Source organism: Pseudomonas coronafaciens pv. oryzae str. 1_6 (assembly GCF_000156995.2).
GTDB lineage: Bacteria > Pseudomonadota > Gammaproteobacteria > Pseudomonadales > Pseudomonadaceae > Aquipseudomonas > Aquipseudomonas tremae.
Window position 1 is genome coordinate 163,365 of sequence record NZ_CP046035.1, and the last position, 19,110, is coordinate 182,474.

Sequence of the window (19,110 nt, forward strand, 5' to 3'; positions counted from 1 at the left end):
TTCGAACGGCCTATTGTCCTTTGCCCCCGCAATGCCTAGGATTCGTTTGAAATTTCAAACGCTCTTGTTCGGTCTTCCTGCTTTTATGCGCTGTGCATCGCTGGAACCCGATGGAATGTTTTCCTGGCGATGGCTTCCAAATGAGGTGCATCGATATTCAATTGTTCGCGCCGCCTGTGGGCGGTGCTGTTTAGGAGGCCGACATGCAGCTCAAAGATTCCACCCTGTTCCGCCAGCAAGCCTACATCAACGGCCAGTGGCTGGACGCGGACGGTGGTCAGTCGATCAAGGTCAACAACCCGGCCAACAATGAAATCCTCGGCACTGTGCCAAAAATGGGCGCGGCCGAGACGCGTCGGGCGATTGAGGCGGCCGACAAGGCGCTGCCGGCCTGGCGTGCGCTGACCGCCAAGGAGCGTGGCAATAAGCTGCGCCGCTGGTTCGAGCTGATGATCGAGAATCAGGACGACCTGGGTCTGTTGATGACGCTGGAGCAGGGCAAGCCGCTGGCTGAAGCCAAGGGCGAGATCACCTACGCTGCGTCATTCATCGAGTGGTTCGCCGAAGAAGCCAAGCGCGTCTATGGCGATGTGATCCCTGGTCACCAGCCGGACAAGCGTCTGATTGTGCTCAAGCAGCCGATCGGTGTGACGGCGGCGATTACGCCTTGGAACTTCCCGGCGGCAATGATCACCCGCAAGGCCGGTCCTGCGCTGGCGGCGGGTTGCACCATGGTGCTCAAGCCTGCGTCGCAAACGCCGTTTTCTGCACTGGCGCTGGCTGAACTGGCCGAGCGTGCGGGCATCCCGGCGGGCGTGTTCAGTGTGGTAACGGGCAGCGCGGGCGATATCGGCAGCGAGCTGACCGGTAACCCGATCGTGCGCAAGTTGTCCTTCACGGGCTCGACCGACATTGGTCGTCAGTTGATGGCTGAATGCGCCAAGGACATCAAAAAGGTGTCGCTGGAGTTGGGCGGCAACGCGCCTTTCATCGTGTTCGACGATGCCGACCTCGACAAGGCAGTCGAAGGCGCGATGATTTCCAAGTACCGCAACAACGGCCAGACCTGCGTCTGTGCCAACCGAATCTATGTGCAGGACGCTGTGTATGACGCGTTCGCCGAGAAGCTCAAGGCCGCAGTCGGCAAGCTGAAGATCGGTAACGGTCTTGAAGAAGGCATCACCACCGGCCCGCTGATCGATGACAAGGCTGTGGCCAAGGTCAAGGAACACATCGCCGACGCGGTCGCCAAAGGCGCGACGGTGCTGACCGGCGGCAACAGCCTGGAAGGCTCGTTCTTCGAGCCGACCATTCTGGTCAACGTGTCGAAAGATGCCGCCGTTGCCAGGGAAGAAACCTTCGGTCCGCTGGCTCCGCTGTTCCGCTTCAAGGACGAGGCCGAAGTGATCGAGATGGCCAACGACACCGAGTTCGGTCTGGCGTCGTACTTCTATGCGCAGAACATGAGCCGCGTGTTCCGGGTCGCCGAGGCACTGGAATATGGCATGGTGGGTATCAACACCGGCCTGATCTCCAACGAACTGGCACCGTTCGGCGGTATCAAGTCTTCGGGCCTGGGCCGTGAAGGCTCCAAGTACGGCATCGAAGACTACCTGGAAATCAAATACCTCTGCCTGTCGGTTTGACTGACTGACTCGGTCAGAATGACGCTTAGGCAGTGCAGCCGATGGCGCGCGAGAGCGACGTGTCATCGGCTTTTTGCAGCATCGCAGTTTCTTGGTGGCCTGAAGGCTGCAGCAGTCGATCATCGTATGCTGCCGCAGTTGATCCAGCCCGCTTGATCCTTGAACCACGCCGACCGATGAGCGGCGAATGAGGAATACATGAGCAAGACTAACGACTCCCTGATGCAACGCCGCCATGCCGCCGTACCACGCGGCGTTGGGCAGATCCACCCGATCTTCGCTGCTTCGGCGAAGAACGCCACCGTAACTGACGTAGAAGGTCGTGAATTCATCGACTTCGCCGGCGGTATTGCGGTGTTGAACACCGGTCACCTGCACCCGAAGATCATCGCCGCCGTGCAAGAGCAGCTGACCAAGTTGAGCCATACCTGCTTCCAGGTGCTGGCGTACGAGCCGTACGTCGAGTTGTGCGAAAAGATCAACGCCAAAGTGCCAGGTGATTTCGACAAGAAAACCCTGCTGGTGACCACGGGTTCCGAAGCGGTGGAAAACGCCGTCAAGATCGCCCGTGCTGCCACTGGCCGTGCCGGTGTGATCGCGTTCACCGGTGCTTATCATGGCCGTACCATGATGACCCTCGGTCTGACTGGCAAGGTCGTACCCTACTCGGCGGGCATGGGCCTGATGCCGGGCGGAATCTTCCGCGCACTGTACCCGTGCGAGCTGCATGGCGTGAGTGTCGACGATTCCATCGCCAGCATCGAGCGTATTTTCAAGAACGACGCCGAGCCGAAGGACATTGCTGCGATCATCATCGAACCCGTACAGGGCGAGGGTGGTTTCTACGTCGCGCCTAAAGCATTCATGCTGCGTCTGCGCGAGCTGTGCGACAAGCACGGTATTCTGCTGATTGCCGATGAAGTACAGACCGGCGCTGGCCGTACCGGCACGTTCTTCGCCATGGAGCAGATGGGTGTTTCTGCAGACCTGACTACTTTCGCCAAGTCCATCGCAGGCGGCTTCCCGCTGGCGGGCGTGTGCGGCAAGGCTGAATACATGGACGCCATCGCCCCTGGCGGTCTGGGCGGCACGTACGCCGGTAGCCCGGTGGCGTGCGCTGCAGCGCTGGCGGTTCTGGATATCTTTGAAGAAGAGCATCTGCTGGAGCGCTGCAAGGCAGTAGGCGAGCGTCTGGTGACGTCGCTCAAGGAGATGCAGGCCAAGTACCCGGTGATCGGCGAAGTGCGAGCGTTGGGCGCGATGATCGCAGTCGAGCTGTTCGAAGACGGCGATTCGCACAAGCCTAACGCTGCTGCAGTGGCTCAGGTGGTCGCCAAGGCGCGCGACAAGGGCCTGATTCTGCTGTCATGCGGCACCTACGGTAACGTGTTGCGTGTGCTTGTACCGCTGACCGCCGAAGATGAATTGCTGAACCGTGGCCTGGCCATTCTCGACGAGTGCTTTGCTGAAATCGCGTAAAAAGTGTGAGGTCACGAATTGATTGATTTTTGACCAAACAGACAAAAAAAGCCCGTTCCGACGGGTTTTTTTTGGTCTGGAGCATGGTTTTTCGCTCTTTTGGCTATATCCGGGCGATTGCATTGGCTAAGGTGAGCGCATCGACATCGGAGAGTCATGATGACTGCTGTAGTTTTGCCCGCCGTACCTCGCGTACTGATTGCCGAGTCTGATCCGTGGGTGCGCGAGACGCTCAGCGACCTGGTGCTGGGTGTGCGTGGGGATGTCGAGCTAGAGATGTGTACCGATGGCAGACAAGCCGTCGAATGGATGAAAAAGCAACTGCCGGATCTGGTGATTGCCGCGCGCGAGTTGCCGGGCGTGGACGGTCTGAGCCTGTTGCGTGGCGTGCGCAATTTGCGTCGCCAGCCTGCCATTCCGTTCATCCTCATCAGCAACCGCAACGACAGCGCCAGCGTGCGTGAAGTGTTGCCGCTTGCGCCGACCGCTTATCTGACCAAACCACTGAACACCGAGGGGCTGCGTCAGCGTCTTGAAAGCCTCCTGCTGGAGCAACGCGCCGCTGCTCCGGGCGAGGTGCCAGCCCTGACGCCCGGGCTGACGCTGACCAAGTTTCTCGACAAGCGCCGAGACGTAGCCGACGGCGCGCCGCTGTACGTTGACGTAGCGACGGCAGTGAAGCTCAGTCAGACGCCGGGCGGCATCGACGTGGTGCTGCTCGAGCAGGAATTGCGCAACGATCCTCATATAACCGCGGTACTGATTGCTGCCGCCAACAGTGCTGCCCAGCACCTGGGCAAACCTGTCCAGACCATGGCCGGGGCGCTGGCCATTCTGGGGCCGGTGCAGGGCGCTAATATCGCGTCCGGGCTGGCGAAGAAACGCATGGCGGTGCTGACCGACGACGCTTTGCTGGCGCAGGCCCATGAGTTCTGGACGATGTCGCAACGCACTGCCGACTACGCACGCATTCTGGGCAGCATGCTGGAGCTGGATGCAGAGCGCTGCTTCTGTGCCGGTCTGCTGCAATCGTTGGGCGACCTGGCGGTATTGGGCTGCTTGCAGGAATGGCTGCTGGCGGGTGGCGAGCTGAATGAGCAGGTTATCCGGCAGTCACTGGAGCAATACTCGGCAGCCTTCGGTTCCGCGCTGCGCACCCGCTGGCGCTTGCCGCTGGAGCTGCGTGAGCTGATCGCTGCGGTGTATCAGTACAACACTGGCATCTTCACCCGCGAAGTGCTGGCAATGAACCTGGCGGGGCAGATGGCGCGTCTGGGTGAGGAAGAGAGTGTCACGACACTGGTCAAGACCAAGTCGGCGAAGTTATTGAAGCTGAGCGTCGGTGATCTGCAGCGCTTGCGCAAGAAACTGACCGGCGTGACTGACCCGAGCTTGCTGATACCGCTCCCGGTCGAGCCTGAAGTGGCTGCCGATGAGGTTAAGGAAGATGAGCCCGATTTGCTGGACCTGACGCCAGAGGCGCCTGCCGCTATCGAAGATTCTGCAGCCGCTGTTCCGGATTTACCGAAGAAATAAGAGCGTGACCAGCGTCAGGAGCGTCCAGAACGGCATGCCCACGCGGAGCATGGGCACGATAGTGATCTACCGACGATTATCGTTCCGCACGCTCCAGCGTGGGAATGCCTTGGGTGACGCTCTTCGTCACAAATCTGCGCCGCGCCGTTTGGCTGCCGGTTCTTGGCAGTTCGTAGACAAGTCCACTCCCACGTACAGGCGGTTCCACATACTGGAGGTCACACATTCCGGGAGATCGTGGAAAAGCGGAGCGTCGCCCGGTCCACTCTTGCAATCCCCGGCTGATTCAAGCCGGTACGATCTGATTCTTGCCTTGGCGCTTGGCTTGATACATCGCCGCGTCGGCGCGGCCGTAAAGGGCTTCGAGGCTTTGGTCTTCGGGGCCGAGGTTGGTCAGGCCCTGGCTGGCGGTGATGCTGAACGTCACGCCGCCTGACTGGAAATTCTGGCGCTGAATCTCGCGTTGCAGGCGCTCGGCGATCTGCATGGCCATATCCGGCGCGCAGCCGGGGAATACTGCGGCGAATTCTTCGCCGCCAATACGCCCGAACAGATCGCCACGCCTCAAGGCCGAGCGGCCGCTTTCCGCGATGCGTTGCAGGACGGTGTCGCCTTCCTGGTGGCCGTAAGTGTCGTTCACCAGCTTGAAGTCATCGATGTCCAGCAGCAGGAAGGCCAGCGGCGTCCCGTTGAGGCGCGCCAGCTCGAATTCTCGCTGGGCGCATTCGAAGAAGTGCCGGCGGTTGCTGCTTTGGGTCAGTACGTCGGTGGTGGCCAGGCGCTGCAGTTCATCCTCGAGGTGTTTCTTCTCGGTGATATCTTCGGCAATGCCCACCACGATCAGGCGCTGGCTGGCATCGGCCCTGTGGCTGACGAAGCATTTGTCGCTGAGCCAGCGTACTTCGCCATCTGCGCGAATGATCCGGTACTCGCGATCCTCGATCGAACCCTTCTCGATAACCTCGTTCAGGCTGCGCTCGGCGTAGTTCAGGTCGTCCGGGTAGATACTGTCGCGCCACTCGCTGTAATCAGCCAATAGCAGGCCCGCCGAGCGTCCGAAGATGCGCTCGTAGGCAGGGCTGACATAAATCATGTGCTGGGTTTCCCAGTCGAACGCCCATAGCACTGCGTTCACACTCACAAGCAATGAGCTGAACAGTTGTTCACGCTCGCTCAGGCGTGCGACTTCTGCCTGTGCGTGCATCAGGGCTAACAGGGTTTCTGTGGCTGCGGGCATATCAGTGATCGGCGTGCCGGGTAGGGCTGTGGGAGACTGCTTTTCCATAAGAACCATCTCAAGCGTTTACGGCCAGTGCCGCGCCCTTTCCCGATTAGCGGGGAAGTTGGTGAGATAGGTCGGGAGGGGGATAAGTTCCGGGACCGGCGCGCCTGCGGGAGGCGCGCCGATCAACGGTATCAAGCGTGGGCGGGGCGCAGCGAGTAGGTTTTCAGCTGATCGGCGAAGTCGCGCAGGGACTGGATGCCACTGGCCTCGGCCTCGTGAATCCACTCTTTCATGGCAGACAGCATGTCATGACCGTTGCTGCTGGTCTTGACCCAGATCTGTTGCAGCGCCAGGCGCTTCTCGTAAATAACTTTCAATGCATGGCTGTGTTCCAGCATGGTCTGGATACGCAGATGGTGCTTGTCATCGAGCAGGCTGGTCTCCCGCGACAGCAGCCGTTTGGCGCGACGGAACTGGTGACGCACCGATTCGTCGGCCTTGCTCAGTTCCTGGGCAACCAGAGGCGCGATGACCAGCTTGCGATACTGGGCCATGATCTGGAAGCGATTGTTGAGAATCGCCATGGCGGTGTCCATGTCCATGCTGCCCTTGCCTTCGACCCGATGGGCGATGGGCGCGACCCGCTGGACCTTGGCCAGACCCAGAAAACTGAACACCTTGATCCACGCCCAGCCCATGTCGAACTCCCATGGCTTGACCGAAAGCTTGGCCGAGTTGGGGTAGGTATGGTGATTGTTGTGCAGCTCTTCGCCACCGATCACGATGCCCCACGGCACCAGATTGGTGGCCGCGTCCCGGCATTCGAAGTTGCGATAACCGACCGCATGGCCCAGGCCGTTGACTACGCCGGCGGCCCAGAACGGAATCCACATCATCTGTACGGCCCAGACGGTGATGCCGAGCGCGCCGAACAGAGCCAAGTCGATCACGGCCATCAGGGCGATGCCCAGCAGCTTGTAGCGCGAGTAGAGGTTGCGCTCGATCCAGTCTTCCGGGCAGTTCTTGCCGTAGATACGCAGTGTGTCCTGATTCTGCGCTTCTTCGCGATACAGCTCGGCGCCTTTGCGAAGGACAGTGGACAGGCCCTTGACGACAGGGCTGTGCGGGTCATCGACGGTTTCACATTTTGCGTGGTGCTTGCGGTGGATGGCTGTCCACTCGCGGGTGTTCTGGGCAGTGGTCAGCCACAGCCAGAAACGGAAGAAGTGTTTCAGCCCCGCATTGAGTTCAAGCGAGCGGTGGGCCGAGTAGCGGTGCAGATAGACCGTGACGCCAATAATAGTCACGTGAGTCATCACCAGCGTGACTGCTATTACCTGCCAGACGGAAAGGTCGAGCAAACCGTTGTACCACATAGGCTGTTTGGCCCTCGTAAAAAAACCGGTAAAGAAAAAAGTTGCCGGAGCATTATCACTGACATTACAAAGAAAACCAGTCACCCTTTCAGATAAGAGTCGCAGGATGTTTCTTGCTTTATAATCCAGACCTTTCGCAAGGCATCCCGCTTTTATGTCCGATTATTCCCGAGACGCGCTGCGAACCGCCGTCCTGTATGGGGTGCTGTCGGTTTTGTGGTTCGCGACAGCCGACTTTCTTCTGCCCCTTTTCATCGTCGAACCGGCTCGACTGGCTATTGGCCAACAGATGATCGGTTACGGCTGGGTACTGCTTAGCGCCGTCATGATCTTCATTGCTCGTGACAGATTGATGAGCATTATCGGTGGCAAGGCGCTTTTCGAGCGTCGACAGCAGGACTACGAGCGGCTGTTGCTGGCGGCTGTGGTGTTCGACAGTACCCGTGAGGGCGTGCTGGTCAGCGATGCGCAAGGCCGTATCGTCCACGTCAATCGTGCGTTCATGGACATCACCGGCTATCAGGCCGATGAGGTGTTGGGCTTCAACCCCAGCAAATTCAAGTCGGGTCGGCACGGGCCTGAGTTCTACCGGCAGATGTATCACTCGCTTGTCAGCGCCGGGCAGTGGAGTGGCGAGATCTGGAACCGGCGCAAAAGCGGTGAAATCTATCCTCAGTGGCAAACCATTCGCAGCGTCAAGGGTGAGGACGGTCAGGTCCGGCATTTCGTGGCGGTGTTCTCCGACATCACTGCCATCAAGCGCTCCGAGCAGGAACTGGCGCAGCTGTCGCACTATGACGCCCTGACCGAACTGCCCAATCGCCTGCTGCTGACAGACCGTATCAGTCAGGCGCTGACCTCGGCGCGGTTCAGCAAGCGCGGCTGTGCGCTGTTGCTGGTGGATCTCGATAACTTCAGGAACATCAACGACAGCCTCGGTCACAACGTGGGCGATGAGGTGCTCAAGGCGGCTGCCGAGCGACTCAAGAGCGTGTCTGACAGCGAGATGACAGTGGCGCGTCTGGGTGGCGACGAATTCGCGCTACTGGTCAAGAATTGTCCCCAAATGGTGCATGCAGCGGCTCTGGCGCAACAGGTGATCGATGCATTCAAGACGCCGTACGCCATCGCTGGTCATCAGTTGTTCGTTTCTGCCAGCATCGGTATCAGCCTGTTTCCCGGCGATGCGCTGACTGTCGAGCAACTGTTGCGCAACGCCGACTCTGCGCTGTTCAAGGCCAAGGGCGATGGCCGCGATGTGTTTGCTTTCTATACCGAGGAGCTGACTGCTCACGCCCAGCAGCGGGTGCAACTGGCCAGCGAATTGCGCCAGGCCATCGCGCAGGCAGAACTGCGGGTTTTCTATCAGCCGGTTCACGACCTGGCGACTCGGCGTATATGCGGTGTCGAAGCGCTGGTGCGCTGGCAGCACCCCTCGCGCGGGATGGTCTCGCCCGGTGAATTCATCCCCATTGCCGAGCAAAGCGGGCTGATCGTCGATATCGATGCCTGGGTATTGAATACGGCCTGTCGGCAGATGAAAGCATGGCTGGCGGAGGGCGTGCCCATCGAATTTGTGGCGGTTAACGTGTCCAGCCGCCTGTTCAGCCGGGGTGATCTGGACCTTCAGGTTGCGCAGGTGTTGCGTGACACTGGGCTCGAGAGTGCGTTTCTGGAGTTGGAGGTCACTGAAAGTGCGGTGATGGAGAACCCGGATCAGGCCATCGAGCAATTGCACCGATTGCGCGAGATGGGCTTGAGCCTGGCGATTGACGACTTCGGTACGGGCTACTCTTCACTGCTGCGGCTCAAGCGCATGCCGGTGCAGAAACTCAAGATCGATCAGGGCTTTGTAGCTGGCTTGCCGAATGATCGTGATGATATCGCCATTGTCCGGGCCATCATCACACTGGCTTCCAGCCTTGGCATGCGCGTGCTGGCAGAAGGCATAGAGGAGGCCAGTCAGGCTGCATTTTTGTGGGAGAACGATTGCGAACTGGGGCAGGGCTACTGGTTTGCGCGGCCAATGGTCGCTCAGGCGATCGACTGGGCGCATGCTCCGGTTTTCGACCAGCAAAGCGGGTGAGCACAGCACGCGTGCCGGGGTGCGCAATGCACCTTGGTTTTGCGCCATTCCGCTAAAGTCATTTTGGTTATATCTGCATTCTTAAATAGTCTTTTTAAGAATATCTGCGCCTCACTATCATTGCGTCACCGCCATGGCCATCGACCCCAGTCGCGACGGCAGGCTTCTCACATGTCAAGGAATAAGATAATGAGCGCATCTCTACGTAGTGTTGACGGTCAGGACGAAGCAGCCATTCTGCGTGAGATTCAGAGTGCGTTGCGTGACCTGCGTTTTGGCGCCGTCGAAATCACTGTTCATAACGCGCAAGTAGTACAGATCGAGCGGAAGGAAAAATTTCGGTTGCAGAACTCTACTCCCAAGCAAAGCTGAGGCGACACCCGACTGGTCCACCGGAGGGCTTCATTCCAACTCCTGATACACCCTGAAAAGCAGCTCGCCAGCACGAATGCCGTTCTGACGCGCGAAGAAGAATTCAAACAGCCGACACACAGAATTTCCAGGAGCTTCAATCATGTCCATTCGCCATTTTGCACTGGCGGCTATCGCCAGTGCTGTTTTCGCAGGTTCGGCTGTTGCCAAGGATTACGAGCTGCTCAACGTGTCGTACGATCCGACACGCGAGCTGTATCAGGATTACAACGCAGAATTCGTCAATTACTGGAAGAAGTCGCACCCGGACGACAAGGTCGATATCAAGCAGTCCCACGGTGGTTCGGGCAAGCAGGCGCGTGGCGTGATCGACGGCCTGCGTGCCGACGTGGTGACGCTGGCGCTGGCCGGTGACATCGACGAAATAGCCAAGCTGGGCAAGTCCCTGCCTGAAAACTGGCAGACCCGCCTGCCGGACGCGAGCACGCCGTATACCTCGACCATCGTGTTTCTGGTACGCAAGGGCAACCCGAAAGGCATCAAGGACTGGGGCGATCTCACCAAAGAGGGCGTGTCGGTGATCACGCCCAACCCGAAAACCTCGGGCGGTGCGCGCTGGAATTTCCTCGCCGCTTGGGCCTACGGCCTGAAAGCCGGCGGTGGTGACGAAGCCAAGGCCAAGGAGTACGTGCAAACACTGTTCAAGCACGTGCCGATTCTGGACACCGGCGCACGCGGTTCGACCATTACTTTTGTCAACAACGGTCAGGGCGATGTGTTGCTGGCCTGGGAAAACGAAGCGTTTCTCGCGCTGAAGGAAGACGGCGGCAAGGACAAGTTCGACATTGTCGTGCCTTCGCTGTCGATCCTCGCCGAGCCGCCAGTGGCTGTGGTCGACAAGAATGCCGAGAAGAAGGGCAACACCGAGATTGCCACCGAGTACCTCAAGCACCTGTACAGCAAGGAAGGTCAGGAAATTGCTGCAAAAAACTTCTATCGTCCACGTGATGCCGAAGTCGCTGCCAAGTACGAGAAGCAATTCCCGAAACTCGATCTGGTGACTATCGACAAAGACTTTGGTGGCTGGAAGACTGCTCAGCCGAAGTTTTTCAATGACGGCGGCGTGTTCGACCAGATTTACCAGGCGCAATAAGCCGACTGCGGGTGCTGCGCGAGTGGCATCGCAGACAGGGTAAAGCAGCCCGGACTGACGTCCGGGCTTCGTGCAAGTGAAACCAGGGACTTTTATGTCGCGTCGTATCTCCCCCGTCATACCCGGCTTCGGGCTGACGCTGGGCTACACCTTGGTGTACCTCAGTCTGATTGTGCTAATACCGCTGGCCGCCATGTTCGTGCATGCCGCGCAGCTTACCTGGGATCAGTTCTGGACCATCATCACCGCGCCTCGCGTGATCGCTGCCCTCAAACTGAGCTTCGGCACTGCCTTCTATGCGGCCCTTATCAATGGTGTGATCGGCACGCTGCTGGCCTGGGTGCTGGTGCGTTACACCTTTCCCGGTCGCAAGATCATCGATGCGATGATCGATCTGCCGTTCGCCCTGCCGACCGCTGTGGCCGGCATCGCCCTGACAGCGCTGTACGCACCCAATGGCTGGGTCGGCCAGTTCGCTGCCGACCTGGGCTTCAAGATCGCCTACACGCCACTGGGCATCACCCTCGCGCTGACCTTCGTCACGCTGCCGTTCGTGGTGCGCACGGTGCAGCCGGTGCTGGCGGATATCCCCCGAGAAGTCGAAGAAGCCGCTGCCTGCCTGGGCGCGCGCCCGTGGCAGGTATTCCGCCACATTCTGGTGCCGGCATTGCTGCCTGCCTGGCTGACCGGGTTCGCCCTTGCGTTTGCACGTGGTGTAGGCGAGTACGGCTCGGTTATTTTCATCGCCGGCAACATGCCCATGAAAACCGAGATTCTGCCGCTGCTGATCATGGTCAAACTCGACCAGTACGATTACACCGGCGCGACCGCCATCGGCGTGATGATGCTGGTGGTGTCCTTCATTCTGCTGCTGCTGATCAATCTGCTGCAGCGGCGCATCGAAACCCCATCCTGAGGAGGCGCAGAACATGTCTTATTCATCTGTTTCAGCCGCCGCCTCAGCCAACGCCGCCCGCCGTGGCAGCAAGGTCTCGCGGCGTATCCTGATCGGCCTGTGCTGGCTGGTGTTCGTGCTGTTTCTGGGCTTGCCACTGTTCATCGTGGTGTCTCAGGGGCTGAAGAACGGCCTGGGCGCTTTCTTCACCGCCATTCTTGAACCGGATGCCTTGTCGGCCCTCAAGCTGACTGTGATTGCGGTGCTGATTTCGGTGCCGCTCAATCTGGTGTTTGGCGTCAGCGCCGCATGGTGCGTGAGCAAATACTCGTTCCGCGGCAAGAGCATTCTGGTCACGCTGATCGATCTGCCGTTCTCGGTCTCGCCGGTCATCGCCGGGCTGGTCTACGTGCTTATGTTCGGCGCGCAGGGCCTGTTCGGGCCGTGGCTGCAGGATCACGACATCCAGATCGTATTTGCGCTGCCAGGCATTGTGCTGGCGACCATTTTCGTCACCGTGCCGTTCGTGGCACGTGAGCTGATCCCGCTGATGCAGGAGCAGGGCACGCAGGAAGAAGAGGCCGCGCGGCTACTCGGCGCCAATGGCTGGCAGATGTTCTGGCACGTCACGGTGCCGAACATCAAATGGGGCCTGATCTATGGTGTGGTGCTGTGTACCGCGCGGGCGATGGGTGAGTTCGGCGCTGTGTCAGTGGTGTCCGGGCACATTCGCGGCGTTACCAACACCCTGCCGCTGCATGTAGAAATTCTCTACAACGAGTACAACCACGTCGCAGCCTTTGCCGTGGCGAGCCTGTTGCTGATCCTGGCGCTGTTCATCCTGCTGCTCAAGCAGTGGAGCGAATCGCGCATTAACCGTCTGCGCCATAACGCGGCGGAGGAATAATCATGTCGATCGAAGTCCGTAACGTCAGCAAAAATTTCAACGCTTTCAAGGCGCTCAACAACATCAGTCTGGACATCCAGAGTGGCGAGCTGGTGGCCTTGCTCGGCCCTTCAGGCTGCGGCAAGACCACGCTGCTGCGCATTATTGCCGGTCTGGAAACCCCGGACGACGGCAGCATCGTCTTCCACGGCGAGGACGTTTCCGGTCATGACGTGCGCGATCGCAACGTCGGTTTCGTGTTTCAGCACTACGCGCTGTTCCGCCACATGACCGTGTTCGACAACGTCGCCTTCGGCCTGCGCATGAAGCCCAAGCGCGAGCGCCCGAATGAAACGCGCATCGCTGAAAAAGTTCACGAACTACTGAACATGGTGCAACTGGACTGGCTGGCGGATCGTTACCCGGAGCAGTTGTCAGGTGGTCAGCGTCAGCGTATCGCCCTGGCCCGCGCGCTGGCGGTAGAGCCCAAGGTGCTGCTGCTGGACGAGCCGTTCGGCGCGCTGGACGCCAAGGTTCGCAAGGAGCTGCGTCGCTGGCTGGCGCGCCTGCATGAAGACATCAACCTGACATCGGTGTTCGTGACCCACGATCAGGAGGAAGCCATGGAAGTGGCTGACCGCATCGTGGTGATGAACAAGGGCGTGATCGAACAGATCGGCTCGCCGGGCGAGGTGTATGAGAAGCCCTCCAACGATTTCGTCTACCACTTTCTCGGCGACTCCAACCGGCTCAGCCTGGGCGACGAAGGTCAGGTGCTGTTTCGCCCGCATGAAGTGTCGCTGTCGCGTCAGGAGCTCGAAGACCATCATGCCGCTGAAGTCCGCGACATCCGCCCGCTGGGTGCAACCACGCGGGTAACGCTGAAGGTCGAAGGGCAGAGCGAACTGATCGAAGCCGAAGTGGTGAAGGATCACGACAGCCTGGTGGGCCTTGTCAAGGGCGAGACATTGTTCTTCAAACCGAAGGTGTGGCAGAAGCTCTGAAGCGGTGGAGTGAGGGCGCTCGTTCCGGAGTGAAGTCTCTCGTTGCTCACGCAGCAGCCTTGCGCACGTTGCGCCCCGCTGGCCCGGAGCGTTCTTCGATAGCGTGCTGCAAGGGTTTGCGCAGGCCCATCAGGAACGCCAGTTCCGCGACCACGAACAGCGGGCCGATGATCAGGCCCGTCAGGTCATCGATGAATGCCGGTTTGCGGCCTTCGAAGTAATGGCCGATGAACTGGATAACCCAGCCGACCACAAACAGCCCGACACCTGCGCTCAGCCAGACCATAGTGGTCTGTTGTGCAAGGTTCGCCCCGGCCCAGAGGCACAGCGCCAGTGATACTGCCATGACCGCACCCAGCGCCCGGTCCAGCCGTAGATAGAAAACAGTAGAACCCAGCGCCAGCAAGGCCGCAGGCGCTACCCAGACCACGCCGATGTTCCAGCCAGGACGCGATAAAAGTACTGCCACTGCCAGCACTATTAACGGGATACCCACGAAGTGCGTCACGATATTGCGCGAATCACGGTGATAAGCGGCGTATTGGCTGAGATGATCGACAAGGGTTTTCATTATTATTCCTGCCTGAGACGTTAAGCCGGTCGAGCTGACGTTGTTTTACAACATGCAGGCCCGAGATAAAAGGGAGCACACATGACAAACGGAGTGTCTTGGCGGCCAAGGCTGCTGTCCGATTACTGGTTCTCCCATTTGCCTGCAGGTTTGCAGGATAGCCTGCTGGGGGCAGCGCACCAGTTGCGCAGGACGCCTGGCAGAATGCTGTTTAGAAAAGGCGATCCGCCGTGTGGCATTTATGTACTGCTGGAGGGCAGCGTGCGTATCGGCGCCCCCCGGGAGCAGCGTCTGTTGTCGCACATGCAGCCTGTATGTCCACCCTGCTGGTTCGGTGAAGTCTCATTGTTCGACGGGTTGCCGCGCCGTTTCGAGGTCCGTTCGCTGGAGCAGAGCATTTTTCTGCATTTCCCTCAGCAATATCTGGTCGAATTGCTCGACCGACAGCCGGAATACTGGCTTTCGTTTGCGGCTCTGCTCAGCCGAAAAATCGGTTTGCCACTGCAAAATCCGGAAAAAATGCAACAACTGCCTCCCCGGGCTCGTGTCGCGTGGCGTCTGCTGATGCTGAGCGAGGGCTATGGTCCGCTGAGTCATGCCCGGCGTGTGATAGCGCTGAATGACATTCAGGCGGTACAACGTCTGGCGCTCTCGCCTCCGGCCCTGGCTGAGGTGCTGCAGGACCTGCATGAGCGCAGGATTGTGCGCCTTGATGAAGGGCATCTTGAAGTGTTCGACGTGGAAAGGCTGCGCAGAATTGCCAACTTCTCCAGAGCGAAAGCGGTGTGCTGAGCAAGCCGGAAACATCCGGTAATGGCTCTGGCGCCTCTTCGATTGAGATAGCAAATGGGATTCACTATCATCTCGCCTCATTTGCGAACGCGAGATACCCCGATGCAGGCAAGCAAGCGTCTTCTGGCTGCCCTGACACTGACTTTACTGGGCAGCACCGCCCAGGCTGCCGATGAGGTGGTGGTGTACTCCTCTCGTATCGACGAGCTGATCAAACCGGTTTTCGATGCATACACCGCTAAAACCGGCGTGAAGATCAAGTTCATCACCGACAAGGAAGCGCCGCTGATGCAGCGCATCAAGGCCGAGGGCGAAAATGCGACCGCCGACCTATTGCTGACCGTCGATGCCGGTAACCTCTGGCAGGCCGAGCAGATGGGTATCCTGCAGCCGTTCACCTCGCCTGTTATCGACGCCAACATTCCGCCTCAGTATCGCTCGTCCACACACAGCTGGACCGGGCTTAGCCTTCGCGCACGTACCATTGCCTACTCCACTGACCGGGTGAAGCCAGCCGAGTTGACGACGTACGAAGCGCTGGCCGACAAGCACTGGGAAGGACGCCTGTGCCTGCGCACTGCGAAGAAGGTCTACAACCAGTCGCTGACCGCCACCCTGATCGAAACCCACGGCGCCGAAGCCTCCGAGAAGATCCTCAAGGGCTGGGTGAACAACCTGTCCACCGACGTGTTTTCCGATGACATCGCAGTGCTTGAAGCGATCAACGCCGGGCAGTGCGATGTGGGCATCGTCAACTCTTACTACTATGGACGCCTGCACAAACAGAAGCCGGACCTGGCGGTAAAACTGTTCTGGCCGAACCAGTCCGACCGGGGCGTACACGTCAACCTGTCGGGCATCGGGCTGACCAGATATGCCCCGCACCCGGAAGCCGCCAAGGCGCTGGTCGAGTGGATGACCGGTCCTGAGGCCCAGACGATTTTCTCCAGCGTCAATCAGGAGTTCCCGGCCAACCCGAAGGTGTCGCCCTCGGAAGAAGTGGCTAGCTGGGGTCAGTTCAAGGCCGACACCCTGCCGGTTGAAGTGGCAGGCAAGCGTCAGGCGGAAGCGATACGCATGATGGATCGTGCCGGCTGGAATTGATTTAATACCCACCGCCTTATCGCTCCCACGCTCCAGCGTGGGAGCGCCGTTCTGGACGCTCTGCTTCCGGTTTCGATAGATGTATCACTTAGTGACGTATCACTCCTGATTTCGAGAACCCCTTGGCCCATCCCGTCCAACGCCGCTGGTACCCGCTGGTTTTTGCCATCGCGGTACTGGTATTAATGCCACTGAGCGTGTTGCTGCTGTCGTGGGAGACTGTCGACACACAGATCTGGTCCCACCTGCTTGAAACCCAGATATCGCGTCTGTTGAGCAACACGCTGATCCTGCTGCTGGGGGTCGGTGTCGGCGTCACGCTGTTGGGGGTTAGCCTGGCCTGGCTGACCAGCCTGTGCGAGTTCCCGGGCCGGCGCTGGCTGGACTGGGCGCTGATGCTGCCGTTCGCAATCCCTGCTTACGTATTGGCATTCGTCTTTGTCGGGCTGCTGGATTTTTCCGGGCCGGTGCAGAGCTTGATGCGCGAATGGTTCGGTTCAGGCCTGCGCCTGCCGCGAGTGCGCTCTACCGGCGGGGTGATCATCGTGCTGGTGCTGGTCTTCTACCCCTACGTCTACCTGCTGGCACGCACCGCCTTTCTGGCGCAAGGCAAAGGGTTGATGGAAGCTGCGCGGGTACTGGGCGACTCGCCTCTGCAAGCGTTCTGGCGCGTAGCGCTGCCCATGGCCCGTCCGGCGATCGGTGCGGGTGTGGCGCTGGCGCTCATGGAAACGCTGGCAGACTTCGGCGCTGTCTCGGTGTTCAACTTCGACACTTTCACCACCGCCATCTACAAGACCTGGTATGGCTTCTTCAGCCTGTCCAGCGCTGCTCAGCTGGCCAGTCTCTTACTCCTGGCGGTGCTCATTCTGTTGTACGGCGAACGCCGGGCCAGAGGTGCAAACCGACCCGCCAGCGAACGGCCTCGGGCTGCCGCGCTCTACCCGTTGCGGGGCCTCAAGGCGTGGGGCGCGAGCGCCTGGTGTGGACTGGTGTTTATCTGTGCTTTTGTCGTGCCGGTGCTGCAGTTGATCATCTGGGGCTGGCAGCGAGGCCGTTTCGATCTGGACGAGCGCTACATCGGGTTGATTCTGCACACCCTCTATCTGGGCGGCATGGCGGCGCTGATCACCGTCAGCGTTGCGCTGGTTCTGGCCTTCGCCCGACGCATGGCGCCTACGCCTGCCATACGTTCGGGCGTCAGCCTCGCCAACCTTGGCTACGCGCTGCCGGGTTCGGTGTTGGCGGTGTCGATCATGCTGGCATTCAGTTACCTGGACCGTGCGCTGGTCGTCCCGCTTTCGGGTTGGCTGGGAGGCGCAGGCAAGCCGCTGTTGCTGGGCAGCCTGTCGGCTCTGTTACTGGCGTATCTGGTGCGCTTCATTGCGGTGGCCTTCGGTCCGCTGGAGCACAGTCTGTCGCGCATTCGTCCTTCCTTGCCCGAAGCGGCCCGTAGCCTCGGCGTCAGCGGGCCAAAGTTGTTTCTCAACGTGTATTTGCCACTTCTGGTGCCTGGCGCGCTCAGCGCAGCGCTTCTGGTGTTCGTGGATGTGCTCAAGGAAATGCCTGCCACCCTGCTTATGCGCCCGTTTGGCTGGGATACGCTGGCCGTGCGGATCTTCGAAATGACCAGTGAGGGCGAGTGGGCGCGAGCAGCGTTGCCAGCTTTGTCACTTGTGCTTGTAGGATTATTACCCGTCATTGTGTTGATTCGGCGCTCTGCCCGTCAGATTGGTTAGGTGCGGGTCCCGCACCTTGCGGCTACAATGCGCCGCAATTGGTGCGGTCTGTCAGATTATTCGGTCAGCTGTAATGTGCTGCAAACTCCGGTTTATTGGGGGGCTTGCCGATATTTTCTGCCCGCACCTTCGCCACGCCCGGAAGGAGAAACCCATGGGACAGCGTACCCCCCTGTTCGACCTGCACCTCGCCCTTGGGGCGAAAATGGTCGATTTTGGTGGTTGGGACATGCCATTGCATTATGGATCGCAGGTCGAGGAGCACCACCAGGTGCGTCGCGACTGTGGGGTCTTCGATGTCTCTCACATGAACGTGATCGACGTGCTCGGTCGTGATGCCCGAAGCTGGCTGCGTTATCTGCTGGCCAACGATGTCGACAGGCTCAAGACGCCGGGCAGGGCGCTTTACAGCGTCATGCTGGACGACGCAGGCGGCATCATCGACGATATGATCGTCTACCTCACGGCCGAGGGTTATCGTCTGGTGGTCAACGCCGCAAATGGCGCCAAGGACCTGGCCTGGATGAAGTCGCAACTGGGCGACGCCGAGGTGCAGCTGAACGAACGGAGCGAGATGGCGATTCTAGCTATTCAGGGGCCACGCTCGCGGGCCAGAATTGCCGACCTGGTGACCAGCTCTCGCGCCAGGTTGATCAATGAGCTTAAACCGTTCGAAGGTCGTGATGACGCTGACTGGTTCATCGCGCGTACCGGTTATACCGGCGAAGACGGTCTGGAAATCATGCTGCCGGCCGAGCAGGCGCCGAGCTTTTTCAATGATCTGGTCGGTGCGGGCATTTCTCCCATCGGCCTTGGCGCCCGTGACACCTTGCGCCTCGAAGCGGGTATGAACCTTTATGGTCAGGACATTGGCGAGGGTGTTTCACCGCTGGTGTCGAATATTGCCTGGAGCATCGCCTGGGAGCCTTCCGAGCGTGATTTCATTGGGCGCAAGGCTCTGGAGCGCGAACGCGTTGACGGCATTGCCTCCAAGCTGGTCGGTCTGGTGCTCGAAGAGCGCGGCGTCTTGCGGGCGCATCAGGTTGTAAGAATCGCAGAAATTGGCGAAGGTGAGATCACCAGTGGTAGCTTCTCTCCTACGCTGAGCAAATCCATTGCCTTGGCGCGTGTGCCGATGGCGACTGCTGACCGGGCCGAGGTGGAAATCCGCGGCAAGTGGTATCCGGTGCGTGTCGTGCAGCCGGCCTTCGTGCGGCATGGCAAAGCCTTGATTTAACCTATGGCG

Annotated in this window: 16 protein-coding genes; 13 read left to right on the top strand and 3 right to left on the bottom strand. The window is 59.6% G+C overall.

Going from position 1 to position 19,110, the window contains the following annotated elements:
- The first annotated feature begins 203 nt into the window (after window positions 1-203).
- The 3 genes from gabD to POR16_RS00820 all read left to right on the top strand — a co-directional run bounded on the left by gabD (window position 204) and on the right by POR16_RS00820 (window position 4,661).
- Window positions 204-1,646, top strand: a complete 1,443-nt coding sequence (gene gabD, locus POR16_RS00805; protein ID WP_005887923.1) for an NADP-dependent succinate-semialdehyde dehydrogenase — start codon at window positions 204-206, stop codon at window positions 1,644-1,646.
- Window positions 1,647-1,844: 198 nt separating this feature from the next.
- Window positions 1,845-3,125, top strand: coding sequence for a 4-aminobutyrate--2-oxoglutarate transaminase (gabT, locus tag POR16_RS00810; protein ID WP_005887924.1), 1,281 nt, complete (start codon window positions 1,845-1,847; stop codon window positions 3,123-3,125).
- Window positions 3,126-3,281: 156 nt separating this feature from the next.
- Window positions 3,282-4,661, top strand: coding sequence for a response regulator (locus tag POR16_RS00820; protein ID WP_024671776.1), 1,380 nt, complete (start codon window positions 3,282-3,284; stop codon window positions 4,659-4,661).
- A 286-nt stretch (window positions 4,662-4,947) separates the two neighbouring features.
- On the opposite strand, the gene POR16_RS00830 is transcribed toward POR16_RS00820, so the two are convergent.
- The gene (locus POR16_RS00830) at window positions 4,948-5,946 is read right to left on the bottom strand and encodes a GGDEF domain-containing protein (RefSeq protein ID WP_005887926.1); all 999 of its coding nucleotides are present in this window, start codon (window positions 5,944-5,946) and stop codon (window positions 4,948-4,950) included.
- Window positions 5,947-6,077: 131 nt separating this feature from the next.
- Window positions 6,078-7,262 (bottom strand): delta-9 fatty acid desaturase DesA, encoded by a 1,185-nt coding sequence (desA, locus tag POR16_RS00835; RefSeq protein ID WP_005887927.1) that lies wholly within the window; start codon window positions 7,260-7,262, stop codon window positions 6,078-6,080.
- A gap of 154 nt (window positions 7,263-7,416) precedes the next feature.
- Between desA and dibA the strand changes: the two genes are divergently transcribed.
- From dibA to POR16_RS00865, 6 genes are all read left to right on the top strand, one after another.
- A complete protein-coding gene (dibA, locus tag POR16_RS00840) occupies window positions 7,417-9,348 on the top strand; it encodes a phosphodiesterase DibA (RefSeq protein ID WP_005887928.1) in 1,932 nt (643 codons plus the stop codon).
- Window positions 9,349-9,537: 189 nt separating this feature from the next.
- Window positions 9,538-9,720 carry a sulfur starvation response protein OscA gene (gene oscA, locus POR16_RS00845; RefSeq protein WP_005887929.1) on the top strand — a complete coding sequence of 61 codons (183 nt, stop codon included), beginning with the start codon at window positions 9,538-9,540 and terminating at the stop codon, window positions 9,718-9,720.
- A gap of 142 nt (window positions 9,721-9,862) precedes the next feature.
- A complete protein-coding gene (locus POR16_RS00850) occupies window positions 9,863-10,873 on the top strand; it encodes a sulfate ABC transporter substrate-binding protein (RefSeq protein WP_005887932.1) in 1,011 nt (336 codons plus the stop codon).
- Window positions 10,874-10,967: 94 nt separating this feature from the next.
- Window positions 10,968-11,789 carry a sulfate ABC transporter permease subunit CysT gene (gene cysT / locus POR16_RS00855; protein WP_005887934.1) on the top strand — a complete coding sequence of 274 codons (822 nt, stop codon included), beginning with the start codon at window positions 10,968-10,970 and terminating at the stop codon, window positions 11,787-11,789.
- A 13-nt stretch (window positions 11,790-11,802) separates the two neighbouring features.
- Window positions 11,803-12,675 (top strand): sulfate ABC transporter permease subunit CysW, encoded by an 873-nt coding sequence (cysW, locus tag POR16_RS00860; protein WP_005887936.1) that lies wholly within the window; start codon window positions 11,803-11,805, stop codon window positions 12,673-12,675.
- 2 nt (window positions 12,676-12,677) lie between these two features.
- On the top strand, window positions 12,678-13,658 hold the full coding sequence (locus POR16_RS00865; RefSeq protein ID WP_055004638.1) for a sulfate/molybdate ABC transporter ATP-binding protein: 981 nt from the start codon (window positions 12,678-12,680) through the stop codon (window positions 13,656-13,658).
- A gap of 46 nt (window positions 13,659-13,704) precedes the next feature.
- Here POR16_RS00865 and POR16_RS00870 read toward each other — a convergent pair whose 3' ends face one another.
- A complete protein-coding gene (locus tag POR16_RS00870; RefSeq protein WP_005887941.1) occupies window positions 13,705-14,229 on the bottom strand; it encodes an Mpo1 family 2-hydroxy fatty acid dioxygenase in 525 nt (174 codons plus the stop codon).
- 81 nt (window positions 14,230-14,310) lie between these two features.
- Between POR16_RS00870 and POR16_RS00875 the strand changes: the two genes are divergently transcribed.
- From POR16_RS00875 to gcvT, 4 genes are all read left to right on the top strand, one after another.
- The gene (locus POR16_RS00875; RefSeq protein ID WP_042932011.1) at window positions 14,311-15,021 is read left to right on the top strand and encodes a Crp/Fnr family transcriptional regulator; all 711 of its coding nucleotides are present in this window, start codon (window positions 14,311-14,313) and stop codon (window positions 15,019-15,021) included.
- Window positions 15,022-15,123: 102 nt separating this feature from the next.
- A complete protein-coding gene (locus tag POR16_RS00880; protein ID WP_054991211.1) occupies window positions 15,124-16,125 on the top strand; it encodes an extracellular solute-binding protein in 1,002 nt (333 codons plus the stop codon).
- Window positions 16,126-16,247: 122 nt separating this feature from the next.
- The gene (locus POR16_RS00885; RefSeq protein WP_122381200.1) at window positions 16,248-17,864 is read left to right on the top strand and encodes an ABC transporter permease; all 1,617 of its coding nucleotides are present in this window, start codon (window positions 16,248-16,250) and stop codon (window positions 17,862-17,864) included.
- 154 nt (window positions 17,865-18,018) lie between these two features.
- On the top strand, window positions 18,019-19,101 hold the full coding sequence (gene gcvT / locus POR16_RS00890; protein ID WP_005887949.1) for a glycine cleavage system aminomethyltransferase GcvT: 1,083 nt from the start codon (window positions 18,019-18,021) through the stop codon (window positions 19,099-19,101).
- The last annotated feature ends 9 nt before the right edge of the window (window positions 19,102-19,110 follow it).

Excerpts from the sequence above, each read along its gene's own strand:
- POR16_RS00850 (WP_005887932.1), top strand. The coding sequence starts at position 9,863 with ATGTCCATTCGCCATTTTGCACTGGCGGCTATCGCCAGTGCTGTTTTC.
- cysT (WP_005887934.1), top strand. The coding sequence starts at position 10,968 with ATGTCGCGTCGTATCTCCCCCGTCATACCCGGCTTCGGGCTGACGCTG.
- gcvT (WP_005887949.1), top strand. The coding sequence starts at position 18,019 with ATGGGACAGCGTACCCCCCTGTTCGACCTGCACCTCGCCCTTGGGGCG.
- POR16_RS00870 (WP_005887941.1), bottom strand. The coding sequence starts at position 14,229 with ATGAAAACCCTTGTCGATCATCTCAGCCAATACGCCGCTTATCACCGT.
- POR16_RS00830 (WP_005887926.1), bottom strand. The coding sequence starts at position 5,946 with ATGGAAAAGCAGTCTCCCACAGCCCTACCCGGCACGCCGATCACTGAT.
- gabT (WP_005887924.1), top strand. The coding sequence starts at position 1,845 with ATGAGCAAGACTAACGACTCCCTGATGCAACGCCGCCATGCCGCCGTA.
- POR16_RS00865 (WP_055004638.1), top strand. The coding sequence starts at position 12,678 with ATGTCGATCGAAGTCCGTAACGTCAGCAAAAATTTCAACGCTTTCAAG.
- POR16_RS00880 (WP_054991211.1), top strand. The coding sequence starts at position 15,124 with ATGCAGGCAAGCAAGCGTCTTCTGGCTGCCCTGACACTGACTTTACTG.
- desA (WP_005887927.1), bottom strand. The coding sequence starts at position 7,262 with ATGTGGTACAACGGTTTGCTCGACCTTTCCGTCTGGCAGGTAATAGCA.
- cysW (WP_005887936.1), top strand. The coding sequence starts at position 11,803 with ATGTCTTATTCATCTGTTTCAGCCGCCGCCTCAGCCAACGCCGCCCGC.
- gabD (WP_005887923.1), top strand. The coding sequence starts at position 204 with ATGCAGCTCAAAGATTCCACCCTGTTCCGCCAGCAAGCCTACATCAAC.
- dibA (WP_005887928.1), top strand. The coding sequence starts at position 7,417 with ATGTCCGATTATTCCCGAGACGCGCTGCGAACCGCCGTCCTGTATGGG.
- POR16_RS00875 (WP_042932011.1), top strand. The coding sequence starts at position 14,311 with ATGACAAACGGAGTGTCTTGGCGGCCAAGGCTGCTGTCCGATTACTGG.
- POR16_RS00820 (WP_024671776.1), top strand. The coding sequence starts at position 3,282 with ATGATGACTGCTGTAGTTTTGCCCGCCGTACCTCGCGTACTGATTGCC.
- oscA (WP_005887929.1), top strand. The coding sequence starts at position 9,538 with ATGAGCGCATCTCTACGTAGTGTTGACGGTCAGGACGAAGCAGCCATT.